Raw genomic sequence first — 16,792 nt, 5'->3', positions numbered from 1 at the left:
CAATAGGAGAGGATACATAATTAGTAGGGAGGCTTTACATATGAAAGATCCACGTATTGAAAAGTTAGCATACAATTTAATTAACTACTCTATTTGCTTACAAAAAGGCGAAAAAGTATTAATTGAAAACTTTGGCTTACAAAAAGAACTTGTAACTGCACTTGTAAAAGAAGCATATGCAGCTGGTGGTTTCCCATTCGTCTCTTTAAAAGATCATCAAGTAGATCGCTCTTTATTAATGGGTGCTACTGAAGAACATTTCGAACAAATCGCTGCATATGAAGCAAGCGTAATGAAAGACATGGACGCTTATATCGGTCTTCGCTCTGGCGATAATATTAATGAACAGGCTGACGTTCCAAGTGAGCGCATGAAAGTTCATGGCCAAACAGTTGGGAAAAAAGTTCATAGAGATATTCGCGTTCCAAAAACACGTTGGGTTGTTCTTCGCTACCCAAATGCTTCTATGGCACAGCTTGCTAAAATGAGCACAGAAGCTTTCGAAGACTTCTACTTCGAAGTTTGTAACTTAGACTACGGTAAAATGGATAAGGCGATGGATAGCCTTGTTACATTAATGAATAAAACAGATAAAGTTCGTTTAACTGGTCCTGGAACTGACTTAACATTCTCTATTAAAGACATTCCAGCTATTAAATGCTCAGGTCATTTAAACATTCCAGACGGTGAAGTATACTCTGCACCAGTTCGTGATTCTGTTAACGGTACAGTTTCTTACAACACACCATCTCCTTACAACGGTTATACATTTGAAAATGTACAACTTAAGTTCGAGAACGGTCAAATCGTTGAAGCAACTGCAAACGATTCAGAACGCATTAACAAAATCTTCGATACAGACGAAGGCGCACGCTACGTTGGTGAGTTCGCAATCGGCGTAAACCCATACATCTTACATCCAATGGGAGACATCCTATTCGATGAAAAAATCGATGGCAGCTTCCACTTCACTCCTGGACAAGCTTACGACGATGCATGGAACGGTAACAACTCGAACATCCATTGGGACTTAGTATGCATCCAACGCCCTGAATACGGCGGCGGCGAAATTTACTTCGACGACGTACTAATCCGTAAAGATGGACGCTTCATTGTACCTGAACTAGAAGCTCTAAATCCAGAGAACTTAAAATAATAATAAAAACGCTCGGAATTTTCTCCGAGCGTTTTTTTATTTCTTCCCTACCATTTCTATTTTCACATGTGGATTTTCTTTCTCGATAAGCGCCAAAAATTCATTCATATCTTGCGGCATCGCAACCATATGTACTTTATATGCATTCGTCGTAATTTCAAGATACTTTCCAACTTGACGAACAACTCTTATATCTTTTAATACAACATCATCATTTAGAATACCGTACTTTAATACGCCATTTTCTACTTTATGTTTTTTAATAAATACTTCCCAAACGAGTGGTACATTTACAATGAAGCATAAACCCATCCCAATCAACGCTGACATCCAATGCGCTTTATTAGTGAAAAGCATGACAATTGGATATATACACATAAAAGCTAACGTAAGACAAACGAAAATGACTACTGACTTACTTCTTTGAATTGGAAAGTTCATACCTACACCCCCTAATCCAAATTATACCACTATTTCCATTTTGGTTCATAGAAAAAGGCCATTTCTAGATGACCTTTTTCACAATGTACCTATAAAATTTCTTATCTACCTGTAACACTGGAAAGTTTTTCGGCAACTCATCTATACTCACACTTTGAAAACCATTCTTTTCATAAAAGCGATGTGCCGCTAAAAATTTTACTGTTGTTCCTAAATAAATATCTTTCAACTTTTTATCCTCAGCCCATGAAATTGCTGTTTGAAGCAACATATATGACGCGCCACATTCTTTTCCACGAAACTCTTTTTGTACGAACATTTTTCTTAGTGCTACTTGATTATTCTCAATATCTAATAAAGCTACTGTTCCAACTACTTTCCCATCATAAAGTGCTACCCAAAAGTTTCCGTGATCCTTTTGATAGAATGTTTCTATTTCAAGTAAATCAGGTTGCTCTTCTTTCGTAATGGGAACATTATACTCTTTTTGCTGAATATGAACGATAAGATCTACTACTTCCTCTTGAAACGTACTTTCATACGGAATAATACGAATCTTCTCGTTCATCGAATATCTTTCCATTCTGAAGCTAATAAACTATATACAGCGATATCATGAAAATGATCATATAACCATTCTTCATCTCTTAAAATACCATCTAATTTAAACCCTAAACGCTCTGGAATAGCGCGGCTTTTCACATTTTCAACACCGCATCTAATTTCCATTTTATTTAATTTTAAATTCTCAAATGCATAGTGAAGCACAGCCTTTACGCTACGTGTCATAACGCCTTTTCCTCCAGCATCTTCTGCAAGGTAATACCCAAGACTCGCCGCTCTCTTCCCCCAGCTCACTGGATGAATACCTACCATCCCAACAAGCTTTCCTTTGTAACGTATACCACTTTCAAAACCGTCTCCCTCTGCAAATTTCTTTAACCACATCGGAAAAATCTCATCATAAGCATCAGCAGATTTTGTCCCATCTACCCAAGGAAGCCATTTTCGTAAATGATTACGGTTTTGGTCTATTAATTGATATAATTCTTCTTTATGATGTTTTTCTAGTAATTGTAGTTCGATTTCGTCATCTACTCGAAGTGTGAACATGTTTTTTAGTCCCCTTTTTATTTTCTTATTATTCTAACATTTTTAGATGTAAAAAGTTAAATATTAACACTTTCTTTTGATTTTCTTTGTATAAAACCAGAAGAATACAATATTCCCGTAATAACTAATATCATTCCTACAGATTGTGCAGATGTTATATTGACTCCTTCAATAAAAGAAATAAGTATTGTAACAACAGGCACTAGATTAAAAAATAAAGATGTCCTTGCTGCCCCAATTTGAGCAATTCCATTATTCCACCATAAGTAACCAAGCACACTCATTCCAATTGCCATAAAGAGAATCGCTCCCCATGCCAACCAAGGAATTTCTAAAACTGGTACTATACTTTTTTGTGTAGAAGATATGATAATAAAGGCAAGTGCACCAATAGTCATCGTATATGTCGTCGTTTGTATTGGATTACCAGTTTTAATAAACCTTCTGCCTAGCACGCCGTATAACGCCCAGCAAATATTCCCTAATAAAATATAAAAATCCCCTTTTGAAAATGATAAATGTTGTAGTATTGTAAACGAACCTTGTGTAAGTACAAAAACAACGCCAATTAGTGCAAGTAACATTCCAATTGCTTGACGCTTCACAATTTTCTCTCGTAAAATGACACTTGCTAACAGCGTCGTAACGAGAGGATTTGTCGCCATAATAAGTGCACCATTAACAGCTTCTGTATATTTCATTCCTAAAAAGAAAAAGAAGTTAAAGCCGAATACACCAACAATACCTAGCAAAAGATAATAGGTCCTATTCTGCATCCATACTTCCAAATCAAAATCTTTTCGTATTTTTAACAAACATAACATCACAAATGCAGCAATCCCAAAACGCCATGCTGCTATATGAATTGCTTCGAAATACTGCACCGCATATTTCGAAGCATTAAATGTCCCACCAGTAAATATCGCAAAACCTAATAACTGCGTATATACTTTATTTTTCATTGCCGGCCTCCAAGTCTTTTTCTTCTAGAAAACCGTAATAAATTTCTAACTTCTCCTCCGTTAGCTGAACAACTTTTTGCAATTGTTCCTGCTGTTCTTTTAATCGCTCCAAGTGAGTTGTTAAAATGGAAATTCTCTTTTTTACTTTCGCTGGTACTTCCTCTTTCTTCTGCCTAATTTCCTCTATAATGCACCCATCACTTGCAAACTCAGCTATCTCTTCTAATGACATCCCAGTTTGTTTTAATGAATATAAAAATTTTAATAAACGTACATCGCCTTCTGTATATTGACGAATACCGCTATTTCGCGTTGGTGGTGGTAATAAACCTAATTTCTCATAGTAGCGCAAAGTGTGAATGCTCATCCCTGTTAATTCTGCTACTTCGCCGATTTTATACATGTTCTCTCCCCCTTGTTTTTACATTTTCATCTTACAACCTAGAGTTAGCTCTAGGTCAATACATAAATAAAGTGAAACTTTAATCAGTGGGGGTCTTATTGCACGTTAATGCGGGATAAAAGTTGAACACAACAAAAAAGACGCACAGCCACAGCTATGCGTCTTTTCTATTATTTCTCTGCAACTTGAACTTCTTTTACGTAAGCTGCTTCGAATTTTTGGATGTCACCTGCGCCCATGAAAATTAGAACGCCGTTTTTATGTTTCTTTAATACATCCGTTGTTGTATCTGTAATTAGTTCTGCACCATCAATACGCTTTTGCAGATCTTCAATTGTTAATTCACCTTTGTTTTCGCGTGCTGATCCGAAAATATCACATAAGTATACTTGATCAGCTTTGCTTAAGCTTTCAGCGAACTCATCTAAGAACTTTTCTGTACGTGAGAATGTATGCGGCTGGAATACAGCGACAACTTCACGCTCTGGATGTTTTTGACGAGCTGCTTCAATCGTTGCATTAATTTCTGTCGGATGGTGTGCGTAGTCATCGATAATAACTTGCTCTCCCATCGGCTTTTCATTAAAGCGACGTTTTACGCCTTCAAAAGTTGTTAATTGATGTTTTACTGCTTCTACATCAACGTTTTCATAATGGCAAAGTGCGATTACTGCTAACGCATTTAATACGCTGTGATTGCCGTATCCTGTAATTTTGAACGTGTCATAGTACGTATTACGAACGAATACATCGAATATCGTGCCATCTGTTCTCTTTTGGATGTTACGTGCTTGGAAATCATTATCTTCTCCAAATCCATAGAAAATAACAGGTACTTTCGCTTGAATTTTTTGAAGTTCTTCATCATCTCCACATGCAATAATGCCTTTTTTCACTTGCAATGCCATCTCTTGGAATGCACTGAATACATCATTGATGTCTGCAAAATAATCTGGATGATCAAAATCAATATTCGTCATAATTGCATAGTCTGGATTGTAAGACAAGAAATGACGACGATACTCACAAGCTTCAAATACAAAATACTTACTATTTTCTACCCCATGCCCTGTTCCATCTCCAATAAGGTAAGATGTAGGATGTGCACCTTGCATTACATGGGCTAACAAACCTGTTGTTGATGTCTTTCCGTGTGCACCAGTTACAGCAACACTTGTGTATTGGCTCATAAGGTCACCTAAGAAGTGATGGTAACGATGTACTGGGATGTTTAATTCTTTTGCTGCTACGATTTCTTCATGCGTATCAGGAAATGCATTTCCTGCAATAATCACTTGTCCTTCTTCTACATTATTCTTATCAAAAGGAAGGATCGAGATACTACGCTTTTCTAACGCTGTTTGTGTAAAGAAACGCTTTTCATAATCAGACCCTTGAACAGTATGCTTCATATCATGAAGAATTTGCGCTAATGAACTCATTCCTGTTCCTTTAATTCCTACAAAATGGTAAACTGTCATCTTAAAGAACCTCCAACATTTCGAACTAATACAACGGCCTATCTATAAGACAGTATATGAATCTTTTCTTATTTTGGTAATCATCATACATTTTTGATGTAGTGAGGTTATTCTTTCCCTTCACTTATCAGGATAAACTCGTACGTACTTCTTTATATGTCCATAACAAGTCCATTATAGCAAAAAAGAAGCCGCTATACTATGATAACAGAAAAACTGATAGGGTCAATCACCTATCAGTTTTTCTCTCTTTTACATATCTTCTCTTTTTTCTAATTGAACACGCTCTAAACGTGGGTTTGGACGATATTTACGACCAGCTTTTGCTTCTGGTTTCCCATTTAATTCTACATTATCACCAGTAAAGCCAATATTCATTTTTAACAAGCTACTCCCTACCCCATATATGTCAACAGGTACCTTTTGAGCTTCAAATTCACGAATACGCTTTTCATCAAATCCACCAGTTACAACGATGTCTACATGCTGGAATCCTTCTTCATCAAGCGCCTTGCGAAGTGCAAATACAAGAGATGGATTTACACCACGTGGATCAAATGTTCCAAGTACTTCTGGGTGGCGAATAAAGTATTGATCAATCATTGTGCGAGACGTATCTACACGCACACCTTTTAATGTTGATCCAAATTCACGCGCTACACGAAGTGCATCTGTAATAACATCATTATTGTAATCAATTAGTACAACTAATTCATCTTCTGGAAATTTCTTATGATATGCTTTTGCCGCTTCTACAACATCACCATTAAACATTTGAATTAATGCGTGAGGCATTGTTCCCATACCACTTCTGCCCCACCATTCATTCATTGCATGCGTCGCTTGTGCGCTCATACCTCCGATGTATGCTGCATAACCGTCACCTGCTTGTTGTGTATAATGATCGTCACGATCTCCCATGAAAATAACTGGTTTTTCTTTATCTACACTACGCGCAGCTTGGACAACATTATATACGTTTGTTGCAACCGATGTACGACGAGCTAAAATCCCATCAATAACACCTTCTAAAAATCCGAAATTCTCATAAGGACCATGAATTGTTAACACTGTTTCAAATGGACTAATTTTATCGCCATCTTTTAAAGAGTTAATTTCAAGTTCCTCAGGATTTTTAGCGAATGTTTGTAGCAATGCAATTACTTCATCTGTTCCGCAAAGAACTGCATTTTCTTTTTGGAAAAATTGCATCGTTACAACACTTTTCGGGCGAAATTCTTCAATAATTTCTCTAGTTTTTAAAAAGTAAACCGCGGAGAACCAACCTTCTCCAACTCGTTCGTCAAATTTAAATGTTTTATTTGTTAGTCGATTTATTTCACCTTTTAATTTTAATTCAATTTCTTTCATGTCGCTTTACTCCCTACTTTACTATCCAACATTTTCTATTAGTATACAGCAAAACCGTGGACTATACATTCGTTTCCTGCATAGCAGCGAATTCATCCTCAGAAATAAGGACATCTCTTGGCTTCGTCCCTCTTGCTTCAGAAATAATTCCTTGCGATTGCATCTCCTCAATGAGACGTGCCGCGCGATTATAACCGATGCGGAATTTTCGCTGTACAGAAGATGTGGACGCTCCCCCTTGTTCTACAACAAATTGACATGCTTCAAAGAACAATTCGTCTTCCGACTCAGCCTGTTCTGTTTTCGCTAATAAATCCTCTTGCTTAAATAAGTAATTCGGCTTCATTTGCTTTCTCACATGATCAACTGTCTTTTCAATCTCATCATCCGATACATATACACCTTGTACACGAACTGGCTTAGATGTACCGTTCCCTAAAAATAACATATCACCACGGCCAAGTAATTTCTCCGCGCCTCCAATATCAATAATCGTACGCGAATCAACTTGAGATGATACAGTAAACGCAATACGCGTTGGAATGTTTGACTTAATTAAACCTGTAATAACATCTACAGATGGACGCTGCGTCGCTACTAATAAATGAATACCACAAGCACGTGCTTTTTGCGCAATACGACAAATCGCTTCCTCAACATCACCAGGTGCTACCATCATTAAGTCGGCTAACTCGTCAATGACAATAACGATATAAGGTAATGTTTCTCCTGGAATTTCTCGCTCACTTACAATCGTATTGTAACGAGTTAAATCACGAGCACCAGCGTGCGCAAACAATTCATAACGGCGTTCCATCTCTTCGACTGCCCACTTTAAAGCCGCTGTCGCTGCTTTTACATCCGTAATAACAGGTGCTACAAGATGTGGAACAGAATTGTATGGTGCAAGCTCAACCATCTTCGGATCAATTAACATTAACTTCACTTCATGCGGTTTCGCTTTATATAAAATACTCGTTAAAATCGCGTTAATACACACACTTTTACCTGAACCCGTTGCACCCGCAATAAGTCCGTGCGGCATTTTTCGAATATCTGTTACAATTGGATCACCTGAAATATCAAGTCCAAGCGCAACAGTAAGCGGTGATTCACTCTTTGTGAATACAGGACTTCTTAAAATTTCACGAAGAAATACTGGCTTACTTTCTTTATTTGGAACCTCAATTCCAATCGCACTCTTCCCTGGAATCGGCGCTTCAATACGAATATCTTTCGCAGCTAAACTTAACTTAATATCATCACTTAAATTGGTAATTTTATTTACTTTCACGCCTGGGTCTGGTTGCACTTCAAAACGAGTTACTGCTGGCCCTTGCGATACATTAATAACATGTGCTCCAACATGAAAATTATTAAACGTTGTATCTAATAATTCTTTTTGCTCATCTAACCATTCTGTATTATCTAGCGCTGATTGCTGCGGAATCGACAACAGCGCTAATGGCGGAACAGTGTATGTCGGTGGTGTGTGCAATACATTTCGCATATCGTTCTCTCTTTGATTTACAACATATGCTTTCTCTTGTACTTCCGTACTTGAAATTGGCTTTTGTACTTGCTCTTCCACTACTTGCTGCACTGGGCGTTCTTCCATTTGTGGCTCTGCTACTACTTGCTGCACTGATTGCTCTTCTACTTGTGATTCTACTACCACCTGCTGCATTGGTTGTTCTTCCACTTGTGATTCTACTACCACCTGCTGCATTGGTTGTTCTTCCACTTGTGATTCTACTACCACCTGCTGCATTGGTTGTTCTTCCACTTGTGGTTCTGCTACCACCTGCTGCATTGGTTGTTCTTCCACTTGTGGTTCTGCTACTACTTGTTGCACTAGTTGTTCTTCCACTTGTGGTTCTGCTACTACTTGTTGCACTAGTTGTTCTTCCACTTGTGGTTCTGCTACTACTTGTTGCACTGGTTGTTCTTCCACTTGTGGTTCTGCTACTACTTGTTGCACTGGTCTATTCTCTACTCGTACATTAACAGAATGCTGCATTGCATTCGCCCTAGCTGCATGTCTTTCCATTAATCGTGTTCTATCTTGTTTCAACATAACAACATTAAATGGTACATGACGCTTTTTCTCACGTTTTGGTTCTTCTTTTTTTACAACTGGTTGTTCTTCTGCGACCGGCGCTTCTTCTACAACTCGTTGTTCTTCTGCGACTGGTGTTTCTTCTACAACTCGTTGTTCTTCTGCGACTGGCTCTTCTTCTACAACTCGTTTATTTTCTTCTGTTTCTGCAAGTAAAACATTCGCAAAGCTTTGAACGTCGTTCTTTGTCTGTTCATCAGCCTCAGCTACATGTATGAATTCACTCTTTTGTTCAATCGCTTCATCTTCTTGCTGAATTTCCTCAAGTGCTACAAATGTCTCTACTACAGGCGCTTTTATTTCTGCAATTACTTCCACTTCTTCTAGCTCTTCTGTTTCCGCAATTACTTCCACTTCTTCTAGCTCTTCTGCTTCTGCAATCACTTCTACTTCTTCTGACTCTTCCGTTTCTGCAATTACTTCCACTTCTTCTAGCTCTTCTGTTTCCGCAATTACTTCTACTTCTTCTGACTCTTCCGCTTCTGCAATTACTTCCACTTCTTCTGGCTCTTCTGTTTCTGTAATTACTTCCACTTCTTCTGACTCTTCTGCTTCTGCGATTACTTCTACTTCTTCTGACTCTTCTGCTTCTGCAATTACTTCCACTTCTTCTGATTCTGCAATCACTTCTACTTCTTCTAGCTCTTCTGTTTCTGTAATTACTTCTACTTCTTCTAGCTCTTCTGTTTCTATAATTACTTCCACTTCTTCTGGCTCTTCTGTTTCTGTAATTACTTCCACTTCTTCTGGCTCTTCTGGTATTTCCACAATGATTGTTTCTGCAAGTTTTTCTTCTGCTTTGACAATCACTGATTCTTCTGGAGCTTGCTTTTCCACTTCAATAGTAGGTTGTTTTATTTCTGTATTACGTTTAATTTCTTCTGATAATATTGTATCCTCGTACTCTACTTTAGAAGCCACTAATTCTTCTTGTAGATTGTTTTCGTTTAACACCACTACATCTTTTTCTAGCTTAGCACTTTCCATCTGCTCAGCTACTGTTTTATGAAGTAATTCATCCGCTGAAACTTCCTGCGGTGTACTCATTCCTTGAATCACTTCTTTTTCTTCTACTAAAGGCTCTTGGCGTTCGATTTCATAACCGTTTTTCTCTAGCCATTGATCAACAACTGATTTTTCTTGCTTTTTATCCTGTTGACCAACCGATTCATGACTAGGCGAAGAAGACGTTGCTTGCCCTTCTGAGAAATCTGATAATGTATATCCTTTTTTCTCTAACCATGCATCAACAACTGCTTTGCCCTCTACAGATATTTCAAGATCTTCTCTTTCTTTTACTTCCTCCTGCTTTTCAACCTTTTTCTCTACTGAAGGACGATTATATCCATAAATTGGCGAAATCATTTCTGTTGGACGAAATGGTCTACGGTTACTCTCTTGCGAAGGTGCAGATGCCTTTTTAACGACAGCCTCTCGCACCGGTTCATATTGTACTTCCGGTTCTTCATATGTAGAAACTACCTTTTCCACATACGGTCGTCTGCTTCTTTCCACCTGTATTCCTCTTTGAGCAGTCGGTTCTTCATATGTTACTCCTTGAACAGGTTGTTCTTCGAAGTGATCTACTTCTCTTTCATCCTCTTCATCGAACCCATTATCCGGTACTAAAGGAAAACGGCATTTACCTGCATTCCTACTTGCCATTTGTGCTTCTCTTGCTTCAGTGTAGTGGTTTACACGAGGAATTTTCGGCTGACTTTCAATTTGCTTTTGTACTTCTTTATTCAACGCTGTTTGTTCTTCCTCTTTGTTAAACAACTTTTTCATCCAATCTAACATGCTTACCACTCTTTCTACTAAATAGTAACATCCTTTATTGTATCAGCATTCGGCAAAAAGTGCAGGTAAAATTAAGCATGTCATATTTATCCACAATATTCTAATTTACGAGTGTTTCATATGGAAAAACGCAGCCTTTCATGTAAGACTGCGCTTAAGCTTTACGCTTCCGATATGCATCTATACTATCCGTTACACTTTGCAATAAAGAATTTACATACTGCGGGTCAGATAATTTTTTATCTTCTTCAAGATTTGACATAAACCCAAGTTCTAATAGTACACCAGGTACTTTGGACCAATTAAATCCAGAAAGATCATCCCTGAATTTAATTCCATTTACTTTCACTTGCTGGTTCTCCCTCATTTTATTTAAAATCATTTGAGAGATTTGAAGGCTTTCCGCATAAATCTCTTTCGTATGCGGACTGTCTTCTGCTGGCGTCAATACAGCAAATCCACTTTGGTTTGGATTTTCAGAACCATCTGCATGAAGACGTAAAAATAAATTTGCCTTATGATTGTTTGCGAATGTCGCCCGTTCTTTATTACTTATATCAACGTCTTGTGACGTTCTCGTCATTAATACTTGCATTCCCTTCGCTTCTAACTTTTCTTTTAATACGAAAGCCATTTCTAATACAAGTACGGCCTCTCTTTTTTTCGTCACAACACCAGTTGTACCATCTGTGACTTTATATTTTTGTGTTGTTGCCCCTGGCCCAATCGGCTCTAAATTTAAATTCGCTTTTTGTTGATGCCCTGGATCAATAACGACGAGAAACTTCTCTTGTTTTTCATTACTCTCTACTTTTTGTTCATTATTTTGCACTGGTTGCTCAGTTGGCAGCACCGGTGTAGTTTCCTCTATCTTTTCTTCAGTCGGCATTTCCTCCTGCTTATGCTCCACTTGCTCATTCGTTTTAATTGCTTGCGATTCTTCGTTCTTTTCTTGTTCTTGCTGCTTTTCTACCGGTGCATCTTCTTTGGTATCTTTTCTTTTCTCTTGTATAGAAGATGTAGTTTCTTTTTTCGGCTGCTCTTGTGAACAACCAGCCATATATATTCCAATGAATGCAATCATGCTCATTATTTTTATATACTTCATACTTCTCTCCCATCACTTTGCACCGGATTCAAAGTTTTTCTTATAATTGCCCTATAATCTCATCCATATTTCCAATATAAACAGGATGCCACGTTTCTGTACCACGCTCTGCAGTATAAACCGGATAAGCGTTATCATCTATATTTACGAAAACTGGATCACCCATATCCGTTTCATATCCAATTGCAATCCATCCTTCTTGCCACTTTCCGTTTTCTTCACTTATTAATGAATTTTTATGTTTATCATATCGGTAACCGATTTGTCCTTTTTCTAATTCACTTTCACTAAACACATATATTTCATAAGTACCTAGCTCAACATCTTGCTGTTTTGAAGTTTCAATTCGTTTTAGAAGTTCTGCGATTTTTGGTTGTTGTTTCATACGTCTATCCCCTTCTATTTTTCTAAATTTTAACTAGTTTGTTTATAAAATACAATATAGATTTTAAGAAAAAAGGTGACACCTTTATCATATTTACGATTTTTTGAGTATATCTATCACAACTCTCAATATATTAACGATTCAACACGAAATTTCGACTTACCAACAAAAATGACAAAAAAGAGAGGCTGCCCAAAAGGACAACCTCTCTTTTCTTATATCAATTAAAATTTAAATTCTTGTCCAACTTCAAAACTATCTTCTAATACAAGAATACCTTTTTCTTGTGGAGCGTCTGGAAGCTCTAATTCACGTGCAGAGCAGATCATTCCAGAAGAAGGAACACCGCGAAGCTCAGCTGGCTTAATTAACATACCGCTTGGCATTACAGCACCGATTTTTGCAACGACAACTTTTTGTCCTGCATCAACATTTGGTGCGCCACATACGATTTGTAATGTTTCTGTACCGATTTCTACTTTACAGATGTTTAACTTATCAGCATTTGGATGCTTTTCTTTTTCAGCTACATAACCTACAACAAATTTCGGAGAAAGATCTGCTTCTACTGTTTCTTCAAAGCCGTTCTTCGCTAAAATTTCGTTGATTTTCTCAACAAGCTCTTTCGTTAATGTAAGGTTACCTGTTTCTGTTACTTCTAAATAAGAAGATGCATTAAAGATGTTGAATCCTCCCGTTACGTTGCTTTCACGATCATAAACGCGTGCAACATCTCCTTTGCGATCAAAAGTACGGTTCTCTAAAGTAATATCTTGTAAGGCAACAATTAAAGTGTCACCAATTCCTTCAAGGTTGTAAAAAACGTTCACTTCGTTCATCCTTTCTCTTTTCCATCTGTCTTCTTCCGATTTTTCGCTAAAATAAAGATTGGTTCAAATTCTCCATCTTCATATACGAATGAAAGTGATGTAATCGGAACATGCCCTTCGGCAAAAAATTTCATTGTCATTTGTGCAATAATATCATAACCGATTTCGTTGACGATATCAGCAATAATTAATACATCTTGGTGAGGAACAGCAACAACCATGTCACCAGAAATCTTTTCACGCATCGATTGTAGTAACGATTCGTTTAAAATACGAGTCGCGTCATACCCATCATTTGTGTTTAAAAAGTAGAATGTATTACCCGCTACTGTGTCTTGTTTAAATTCATAACCTAATGAGCGTGCGTTGAATAATGCCATTTCACGCACTTGCTGTTCTGTAAGTTCTAATTTTTGTAACAGACGTTCATCAATTAGTCGATACGTTTTATTCGAATCTAACGCATAGTAAATACGTGTTTCCGCCGTATGATCCGTCATAATAAACGGATTTCCTTCTTCTGCTTGTTTCGGGAAAGAAGTAGAACGAATAACAGGTAAAATTTTTGCTCCGCTATTTTCTTCTTTATGCATCGCAATTAGCGCTTCTTGTACGTAATAAGCAACTTCTTCAATTGCCTTTTCTTTGTTCACTTCCCATTTTGCTACAACTCCTGGAAGTGATACGTTAATACCTTTTTTCGAGTCTTTCTGTTCTATACGTAGAACCTCTTTCTCGCTATCATACTGAAAGTCCCACTCTGGACGAGATAATTTCTTCATTAACTCGTCTTTCATCTTTTTACTTGTCATCTTCATCTCTTTTTCCTCCCTTCCAAAAAAATAACCTCCCCCGCGAAGGTAGAGGTTGTTTTACAATTCAATTGGCAAATTGCCTTATTTTAAACCTTCAATGAACTCTTCGATTTGTTCTTGTGTTTTACGATCTTTGTTTACATAGCGACCAGTTTCTTCACCTTTATTGTACGCTACAAAGCTCGGAATGCCAAATACGTCTAATTTTACACATAGATCAATAAACTCATCACGATCTACATAGTAAAATGAGAAATCACTATATTTCTCTTCTACTTCTGGCATAAATGGGTCTACAAAACGGCAGTCTGGGCACCATTCTGCTGAGAACATAAAGACTACATTCTCTTCATTTTTTAATTGTTGGAATTGCTCCATGCTTTCTAATGACTTCATCTATATTTCCTCCTCTAACGAGTGCATTTTTCATGTTATAATCTTTCTTTTATACTACCATACATCGCGCATGGTGCAAGGTTTATGCTTGCTTTTTGTCATACTTATATTGCCCAACAAGTAACTTAACAACGTGTACAAATAATTCCGTGCGGTCGACATAATCATCTGTAAAAATACCAATCGCTCCTTCGTGACTACGAATATCTTTTCTATGTACAAACTCTTCCATCACTTCACTTAACTCCTTGCCATCTTCAAGAGGTGCTAAAAAATCGTCTGGTAACGTAATACGCGCTCCTCCAGCCACGAATACTTTCCCATCACTTGTTGCTAGCGCGCCCCAGTTACACATAAATAAACCGTGCTCCGTTTTCATCACACCGCCTTCTAGCCCAATACCAATTGGAGCTTCTCCTTCCTCTAGCGCTCGCTTCGCTCTATTAATCGCTCCTTGCATCGTCTCTTCATCTGAAAACGGCTGATTTGCTACTCCTGAAGGAACAGAGAGAGATGTAATTGTAGCATCTTTCCAAACCTTCTCCACAGCACCAACTTTCGTTTTATTCTTCGATCCAACTACTACTTTCATTTCATTCACCTCTATATACATTCATCATTTCGCCCTACTTAAATTAAACATTAATCACTACCATACATCACCCGGGCATCTATTCAACCTCAAAAAGAAGGTAGATTTCCTCACCATTACCGTCTTCGAACACAAAAACAGTCTTCCTCTCTTTTCCTACCCAGTGTCTTAATACAATTCGAGCACCAATTAGGCACTGACCGCTCCCACACATGGATGGGTCATCTATTCAAGCCAAAAAAAGAAAGGCTCTTCAGCCCTTCTTCCTCTCTACGCGTTATTCTTAATTGTCTCTAACGTCGTTTTATCCGTTGCTCTTACAAGCTTCGTAATTAATTCTTTCGCCGCTGCATAATCATCAACATGTAAAATTGAAGCATGTGTATGAATGTAGCGTGCACAAACACCAATTACTGCTGATGGGATACCAGAGTTACTTGTATGTACACGGCCCGCATCTGTACCACCTTGTGAAATAAAGTATTGGTACGGAATGTTGTTTGTTTCTGCTGTATCTAAAATGAATTCGCGCATTCCTCTATGTGTTACCATCGTGCGATCGTAAATACGAAGAAGAGCACCTTTTCCTAATTGACCGAACTGCGTTTTGTCACCAGATGCATCGTTTGCTGGACTTGCATCAAGCGCATAAAAAATGTCTGGTTGAATCATATTTGCAGCTGTTTGCGCTCCGCGAAGGCCTACTTCTTCTTGTACAGTAGCACCAGAATATAATGTATTTGGTAATGTTTCATCTTTTAATTCTTTTAACAATTCGATTGCAAGACCACATCCGTAACGGTTGTCCCAAGCTTTCGCCATAATTTTCTTCTCATTTGCCATCAGTGTGAATGGGCAAATCGGCACGATTTGTTGTCCTGGTTTTACACCAATTTCAATCGCATCTTCATAACTATCTGCACCTATATCAATTAACATATTTTTTATATCCATCGGTTTTGCACGTTGCGCGTCACTTAATAAATGAGGAGGAATAGAACCAACAACCCCAATAACAGGACCATTCTTCGTCATAACTTGTACACGCTGTGCTAATAAAACTTGGCTCCACCAGCCGCCTAACGTTTGAAAACGAAGCATTCCATTTTTCGTAATTTGTGTAACCATGAAACCTACTTCATCCATATGACCTGCTACAAGAACACGCGGGCCAGTTTCGTCCCCTTTTTTCAGACCAAATACGCTACCTAAACCGTCTTGTACAATTTCATCCGCATATTTGCTTAATTCTTGTTTCATAAAACGGCGTACATCATGTTCAAAACCTGATGCCCCCTGTAATTCTGTTAACGTACGAAATAATTGTAATGTCTCTTTATTCACGAAGTCCCCTTCTTTCAAACCTTAGTAGAATACCTCTTTTATTGTAACGAAATTTTCGAAATGTTTCTAGTTTCTTCTTTTTTAACTGTATTTGCTTTATAATTATTATTGGTACACTATTTTTATTTTATAGAATTGAGGTGAATATATGAGTTGGAAAGGTTTAGTAGCAGGTCTTGGCGTTGGGTTCGCAGCTGGTTATCTCGTTGCAAACAAAGTACAAGAACAATCCCATATTTCTTCAGAAAAAGCATTGAAAATGGTGAAACAAGCATTAAGTCATAAAGGTGAAATTACTGGCTCTTGGGTACATATGGTTCCAGAGACATTTGAAAAATATGATGTCGCATATGAAGTTTATCGCGGCGGTCTTACAACAATGTTAGATGATATACAAGAACGATTTGAATTTTTAGTTGATGCTAAAACAGGTACTGTTTTAGAAGTTATAGCAGCATAAAAAGGAGGGTTCCCAT

Annotated in this window: 17 protein-coding genes; 2 read left to right on the top strand and 15 right to left on the bottom strand. The window is 37.7% G+C overall.

Annotated features, from left to right (window positions below; translation table 11 throughout):
• The first annotated feature begins 40 nt into the window (after positions 1 to 40).
• Positions 41 to 1,156: an aminopeptidase gene (locus ASE54_RS21920; RefSeq protein ID WP_000654719.1), complete on the top strand. Its 1,116-nt coding sequence runs from the start codon at positions 41 to 43 to the stop codon at positions 1,154 to 1,156.
• A 36-nt stretch (positions 1,157 to 1,192) separates the two neighbouring features.
• Here the strand turns inward: ASE54_RS21920 and ASE54_RS21915 are convergent, their stop codons facing one another.
• The 15 genes from ASE54_RS21915 to ASE54_RS21845 form a co-directional block, all read right to left on the bottom strand.
• Positions 1,193 to 1,597 carry a PH domain-containing protein gene (locus tag ASE54_RS21915; RefSeq protein WP_001010622.1) on the bottom strand — a complete coding sequence of 135 codons (405 nt, stop codon included), beginning with the start codon at positions 1,595 to 1,597 and terminating at the stop codon, positions 1,193 to 1,195.
• Between the two features lie 64 nt (positions 1,598 to 1,661).
• Positions 1,662 to 2,165, bottom strand: coding sequence for a GNAT family N-acetyltransferase (locus ASE54_RS21910; protein ID WP_001003147.1), 504 nt, complete (start codon positions 2,163 to 2,165; stop codon positions 1,662 to 1,664).
• Positions 2,162 to 2,710: a GNAT family protein gene (locus ASE54_RS21905; protein WP_000494654.1), complete on the bottom strand. Its 549-nt coding sequence runs from the start codon at positions 2,708 to 2,710 to the stop codon at positions 2,162 to 2,164. Before ASE54_RS21905 ends, ASE54_RS21910 begins: the two co-directional genes overlap by 4 nt.
• 56 nt (positions 2,711 to 2,766) lie before the next feature.
• Positions 2,767 to 3,672, bottom strand: coding sequence for a DMT family transporter (locus ASE54_RS21900; RefSeq protein WP_000792471.1), 906 nt, complete (start codon positions 3,670 to 3,672; stop codon positions 2,767 to 2,769).
• Positions 3,662 to 4,075, bottom strand: a complete 414-nt coding sequence (locus tag ASE54_RS21895) for a MerR family transcriptional regulator (protein WP_000276608.1) — start codon at positions 4,073 to 4,075, stop codon at positions 3,662 to 3,664. Before ASE54_RS21895 ends, ASE54_RS21900 begins: the two co-directional genes overlap by 11 nt.
• Before the next feature lie 170 nt (positions 4,076 to 4,245).
• Positions 4,246 to 5,556: a UDP-N-acetylmuramate--L-alanine ligase gene (gene murC, locus ASE54_RS21890; RefSeq protein WP_000219469.1), complete on the bottom strand. Its 1,311-nt coding sequence runs from the start codon at positions 5,554 to 5,556 to the stop codon at positions 4,246 to 4,248.
• Between the two features lie 252 nt (positions 5,557 to 5,808).
• Complete coding sequence (locus ASE54_RS21885; RefSeq protein WP_000658372.1) at positions 5,809 to 6,927, bottom strand: nicotinate phosphoribosyltransferase; 1,119 nt, start codon at positions 6,925 to 6,927, stop codon at positions 5,809 to 5,811.
• Between the two features lie 61 nt (positions 6,928 to 6,988).
• The gene (locus ASE54_RS21880) at positions 6,989 to 10,846 is read right to left on the bottom strand and encodes a DNA translocase FtsK (RefSeq protein WP_014895350.1); all 3,858 of its coding nucleotides are present in this window, start codon (positions 10,844 to 10,846) and stop codon (positions 6,989 to 6,991) included.
• A gap of 154 nt (positions 10,847 to 11,000) precedes the next feature.
• Positions 11,001 to 11,954, bottom strand: coding sequence for an N-acetylmuramoyl-L-alanine amidase (locus ASE54_RS21875; RefSeq protein WP_000874051.1), 954 nt, complete (start codon positions 11,952 to 11,954; stop codon positions 11,001 to 11,003).
• Between the two features lie 40 nt (positions 11,955 to 11,994).
• A complete protein-coding gene (locus tag ASE54_RS21870; protein WP_000813351.1) occupies positions 11,995 to 12,339 on the bottom strand; it encodes a hypothetical protein in 345 nt (114 codons plus the stop codon).
• A gap of 224 nt (positions 12,340 to 12,563) precedes the next feature.
• Positions 12,564 to 13,178 (bottom strand): YtpR family tRNA-binding protein, encoded by a 615-nt coding sequence (gene ytpR / locus ASE54_RS21865; protein ID WP_001006777.1) that lies wholly within the window; start codon positions 13,176 to 13,178, stop codon positions 12,564 to 12,566.
• Entirely contained in the window at positions 13,175 to 13,987 is an 813-nt protein-coding gene (locus ASE54_RS21860; protein WP_000784606.1) for a DUF1444 domain-containing protein, read from the bottom strand. Before ASE54_RS21860 ends, ytpR begins: the two co-directional genes overlap by 4 nt.
• Positions 13,988 to 14,065: 78 nt before the next feature.
• The gene (locus tag ASE54_RS21855; protein ID WP_000838193.1) at positions 14,066 to 14,380 is read right to left on the bottom strand and encodes a thioredoxin family protein; all 315 of its coding nucleotides are present in this window, start codon (positions 14,378 to 14,380) and stop codon (positions 14,066 to 14,068) included.
• Between the two features lie 82 nt (positions 14,381 to 14,462).
• Complete coding sequence (locus ASE54_RS21850) at positions 14,463 to 14,972, bottom strand: DUF84 family protein (protein WP_000869954.1); 510 nt, start codon at positions 14,970 to 14,972, stop codon at positions 14,463 to 14,465.
• Between the two features lie 270 nt (positions 14,973 to 15,242).
• Entirely contained in the window at positions 15,243 to 16,316 is a 1,074-nt protein-coding gene (locus tag ASE54_RS21845) for a M42 family metallopeptidase (RefSeq protein WP_014895351.1), read from the bottom strand.
• 148 nt (positions 16,317 to 16,464) lie between these two features.
• Between ASE54_RS21845 and ASE54_RS21840 the strand changes: the two genes are divergently transcribed.
• A complete protein-coding gene (locus tag ASE54_RS21840; protein WP_000118541.1) occupies positions 16,465 to 16,776 on the top strand; it encodes a PepSY domain-containing protein in 312 nt (103 codons plus the stop codon).
• The last annotated feature ends 16 nt before the right edge of the window (positions 16,777 to 16,792 follow it).

It is taken from the genome of Bacillus sp. Root131, from assembly GCF_001429475.1.
Lineage (GTDB): Bacteria > Bacillota > Bacilli > Bacillales > Bacillaceae_G > Bacillus_A > Bacillus_A thuringiensis_S.
The sequence above is the reverse complement of the archived record's forward strand: the minus strand, read 5'-3'. Positions and strand labels throughout refer to the sequence as shown.

Bases quoted from the DNA above. Each gene is read 5' to 3' on its own strand.
- ASE54_RS21920 (WP_000654719.1), top strand. From the start codon at position 41: ATGAAAGATCCACGTATTGAAAAGTTAGCATACAATTTAATTAACTAC.
- ASE54_RS21915 (WP_001010622.1), bottom strand. From the start codon at position 1,597: ATGAACTTTCCAATTCAAAGAAGTAAGTCAGTAGTCATTTTCGTTTGT.
- ASE54_RS21910 (WP_001003147.1), bottom strand. From the start codon at position 2,165: ATGAACGAGAAGATTCGTATTATTCCGTATGAAAGTACGTTTCAAGAG.
- ASE54_RS21905 (WP_000494654.1), bottom strand. From the start codon at position 2,710: ATGTTCACACTTCGAGTAGATGACGAAATCGAACTACAATTACTAGAA.
- ASE54_RS21900 (WP_000792471.1), bottom strand. From the start codon at position 3,672: ATGAAAAATAAAGTATATACGCAGTTATTAGGTTTTGCGATATTTACT.
- ASE54_RS21895 (WP_000276608.1), bottom strand. From the start codon at position 4,075: ATGTATAAAATCGGCGAAGTAGCAGAATTAACAGGGATGAGCATTCAC.
- murC (WP_000219469.1), bottom strand. From the start codon at position 5,556: ATGACAGTTTACCATTTTGTAGGAATTAAAGGAACAGGAATGAGTTCA.
- ASE54_RS21885 (WP_000658372.1), bottom strand. From the start codon at position 6,927: ATGAAAGAAATTGAATTAAAATTAAAAGGTGAAATAAATCGACTAACA.
- ASE54_RS21880 (WP_014895350.1), bottom strand. From the start codon at position 10,846: ATGTTAGATTGGATGAAAAAGTTGTTTAACAAAGAGGAAGAACAAACA.
- ASE54_RS21875 (WP_000874051.1), bottom strand. From the start codon at position 11,954: ATGAAGTATATAAAAATAATGAGCATGATTGCATTCATTGGAATATAT.
- ASE54_RS21870 (WP_000813351.1), bottom strand. From the start codon at position 12,339: ATGAAACAACAACCAAAAATCGCAGAACTTCTAAAACGAATTGAAACT.
- ytpR (WP_001006777.1), bottom strand. From the start codon at position 13,178: ATGAACGAAGTGAACGTTTTTTACAACCTTGAAGGAATTGGTGACACT.
- ASE54_RS21860 (WP_000784606.1), bottom strand. From the start codon at position 13,987: ATGAAGATGACAAGTAAAAAGATGAAAGACGAGTTAATGAAGAAATTA.
- ASE54_RS21855 (WP_000838193.1), bottom strand. From the start codon at position 14,380: ATGAAGTCATTAGAAAGCATGGAGCAATTCCAACAATTAAAAAATGAA.
- ASE54_RS21850 (WP_000869954.1), bottom strand. From the start codon at position 14,972: ATGAAAGTAGTAGTTGGATCGAAGAATAAAACGAAAGTTGGTGCTGTG.
- ASE54_RS21840 (WP_000118541.1), top strand. From the start codon at position 16,465: ATGAGTTGGAAAGGTTTAGTAGCAGGTCTTGGCGTTGGGTTCGCAGCT.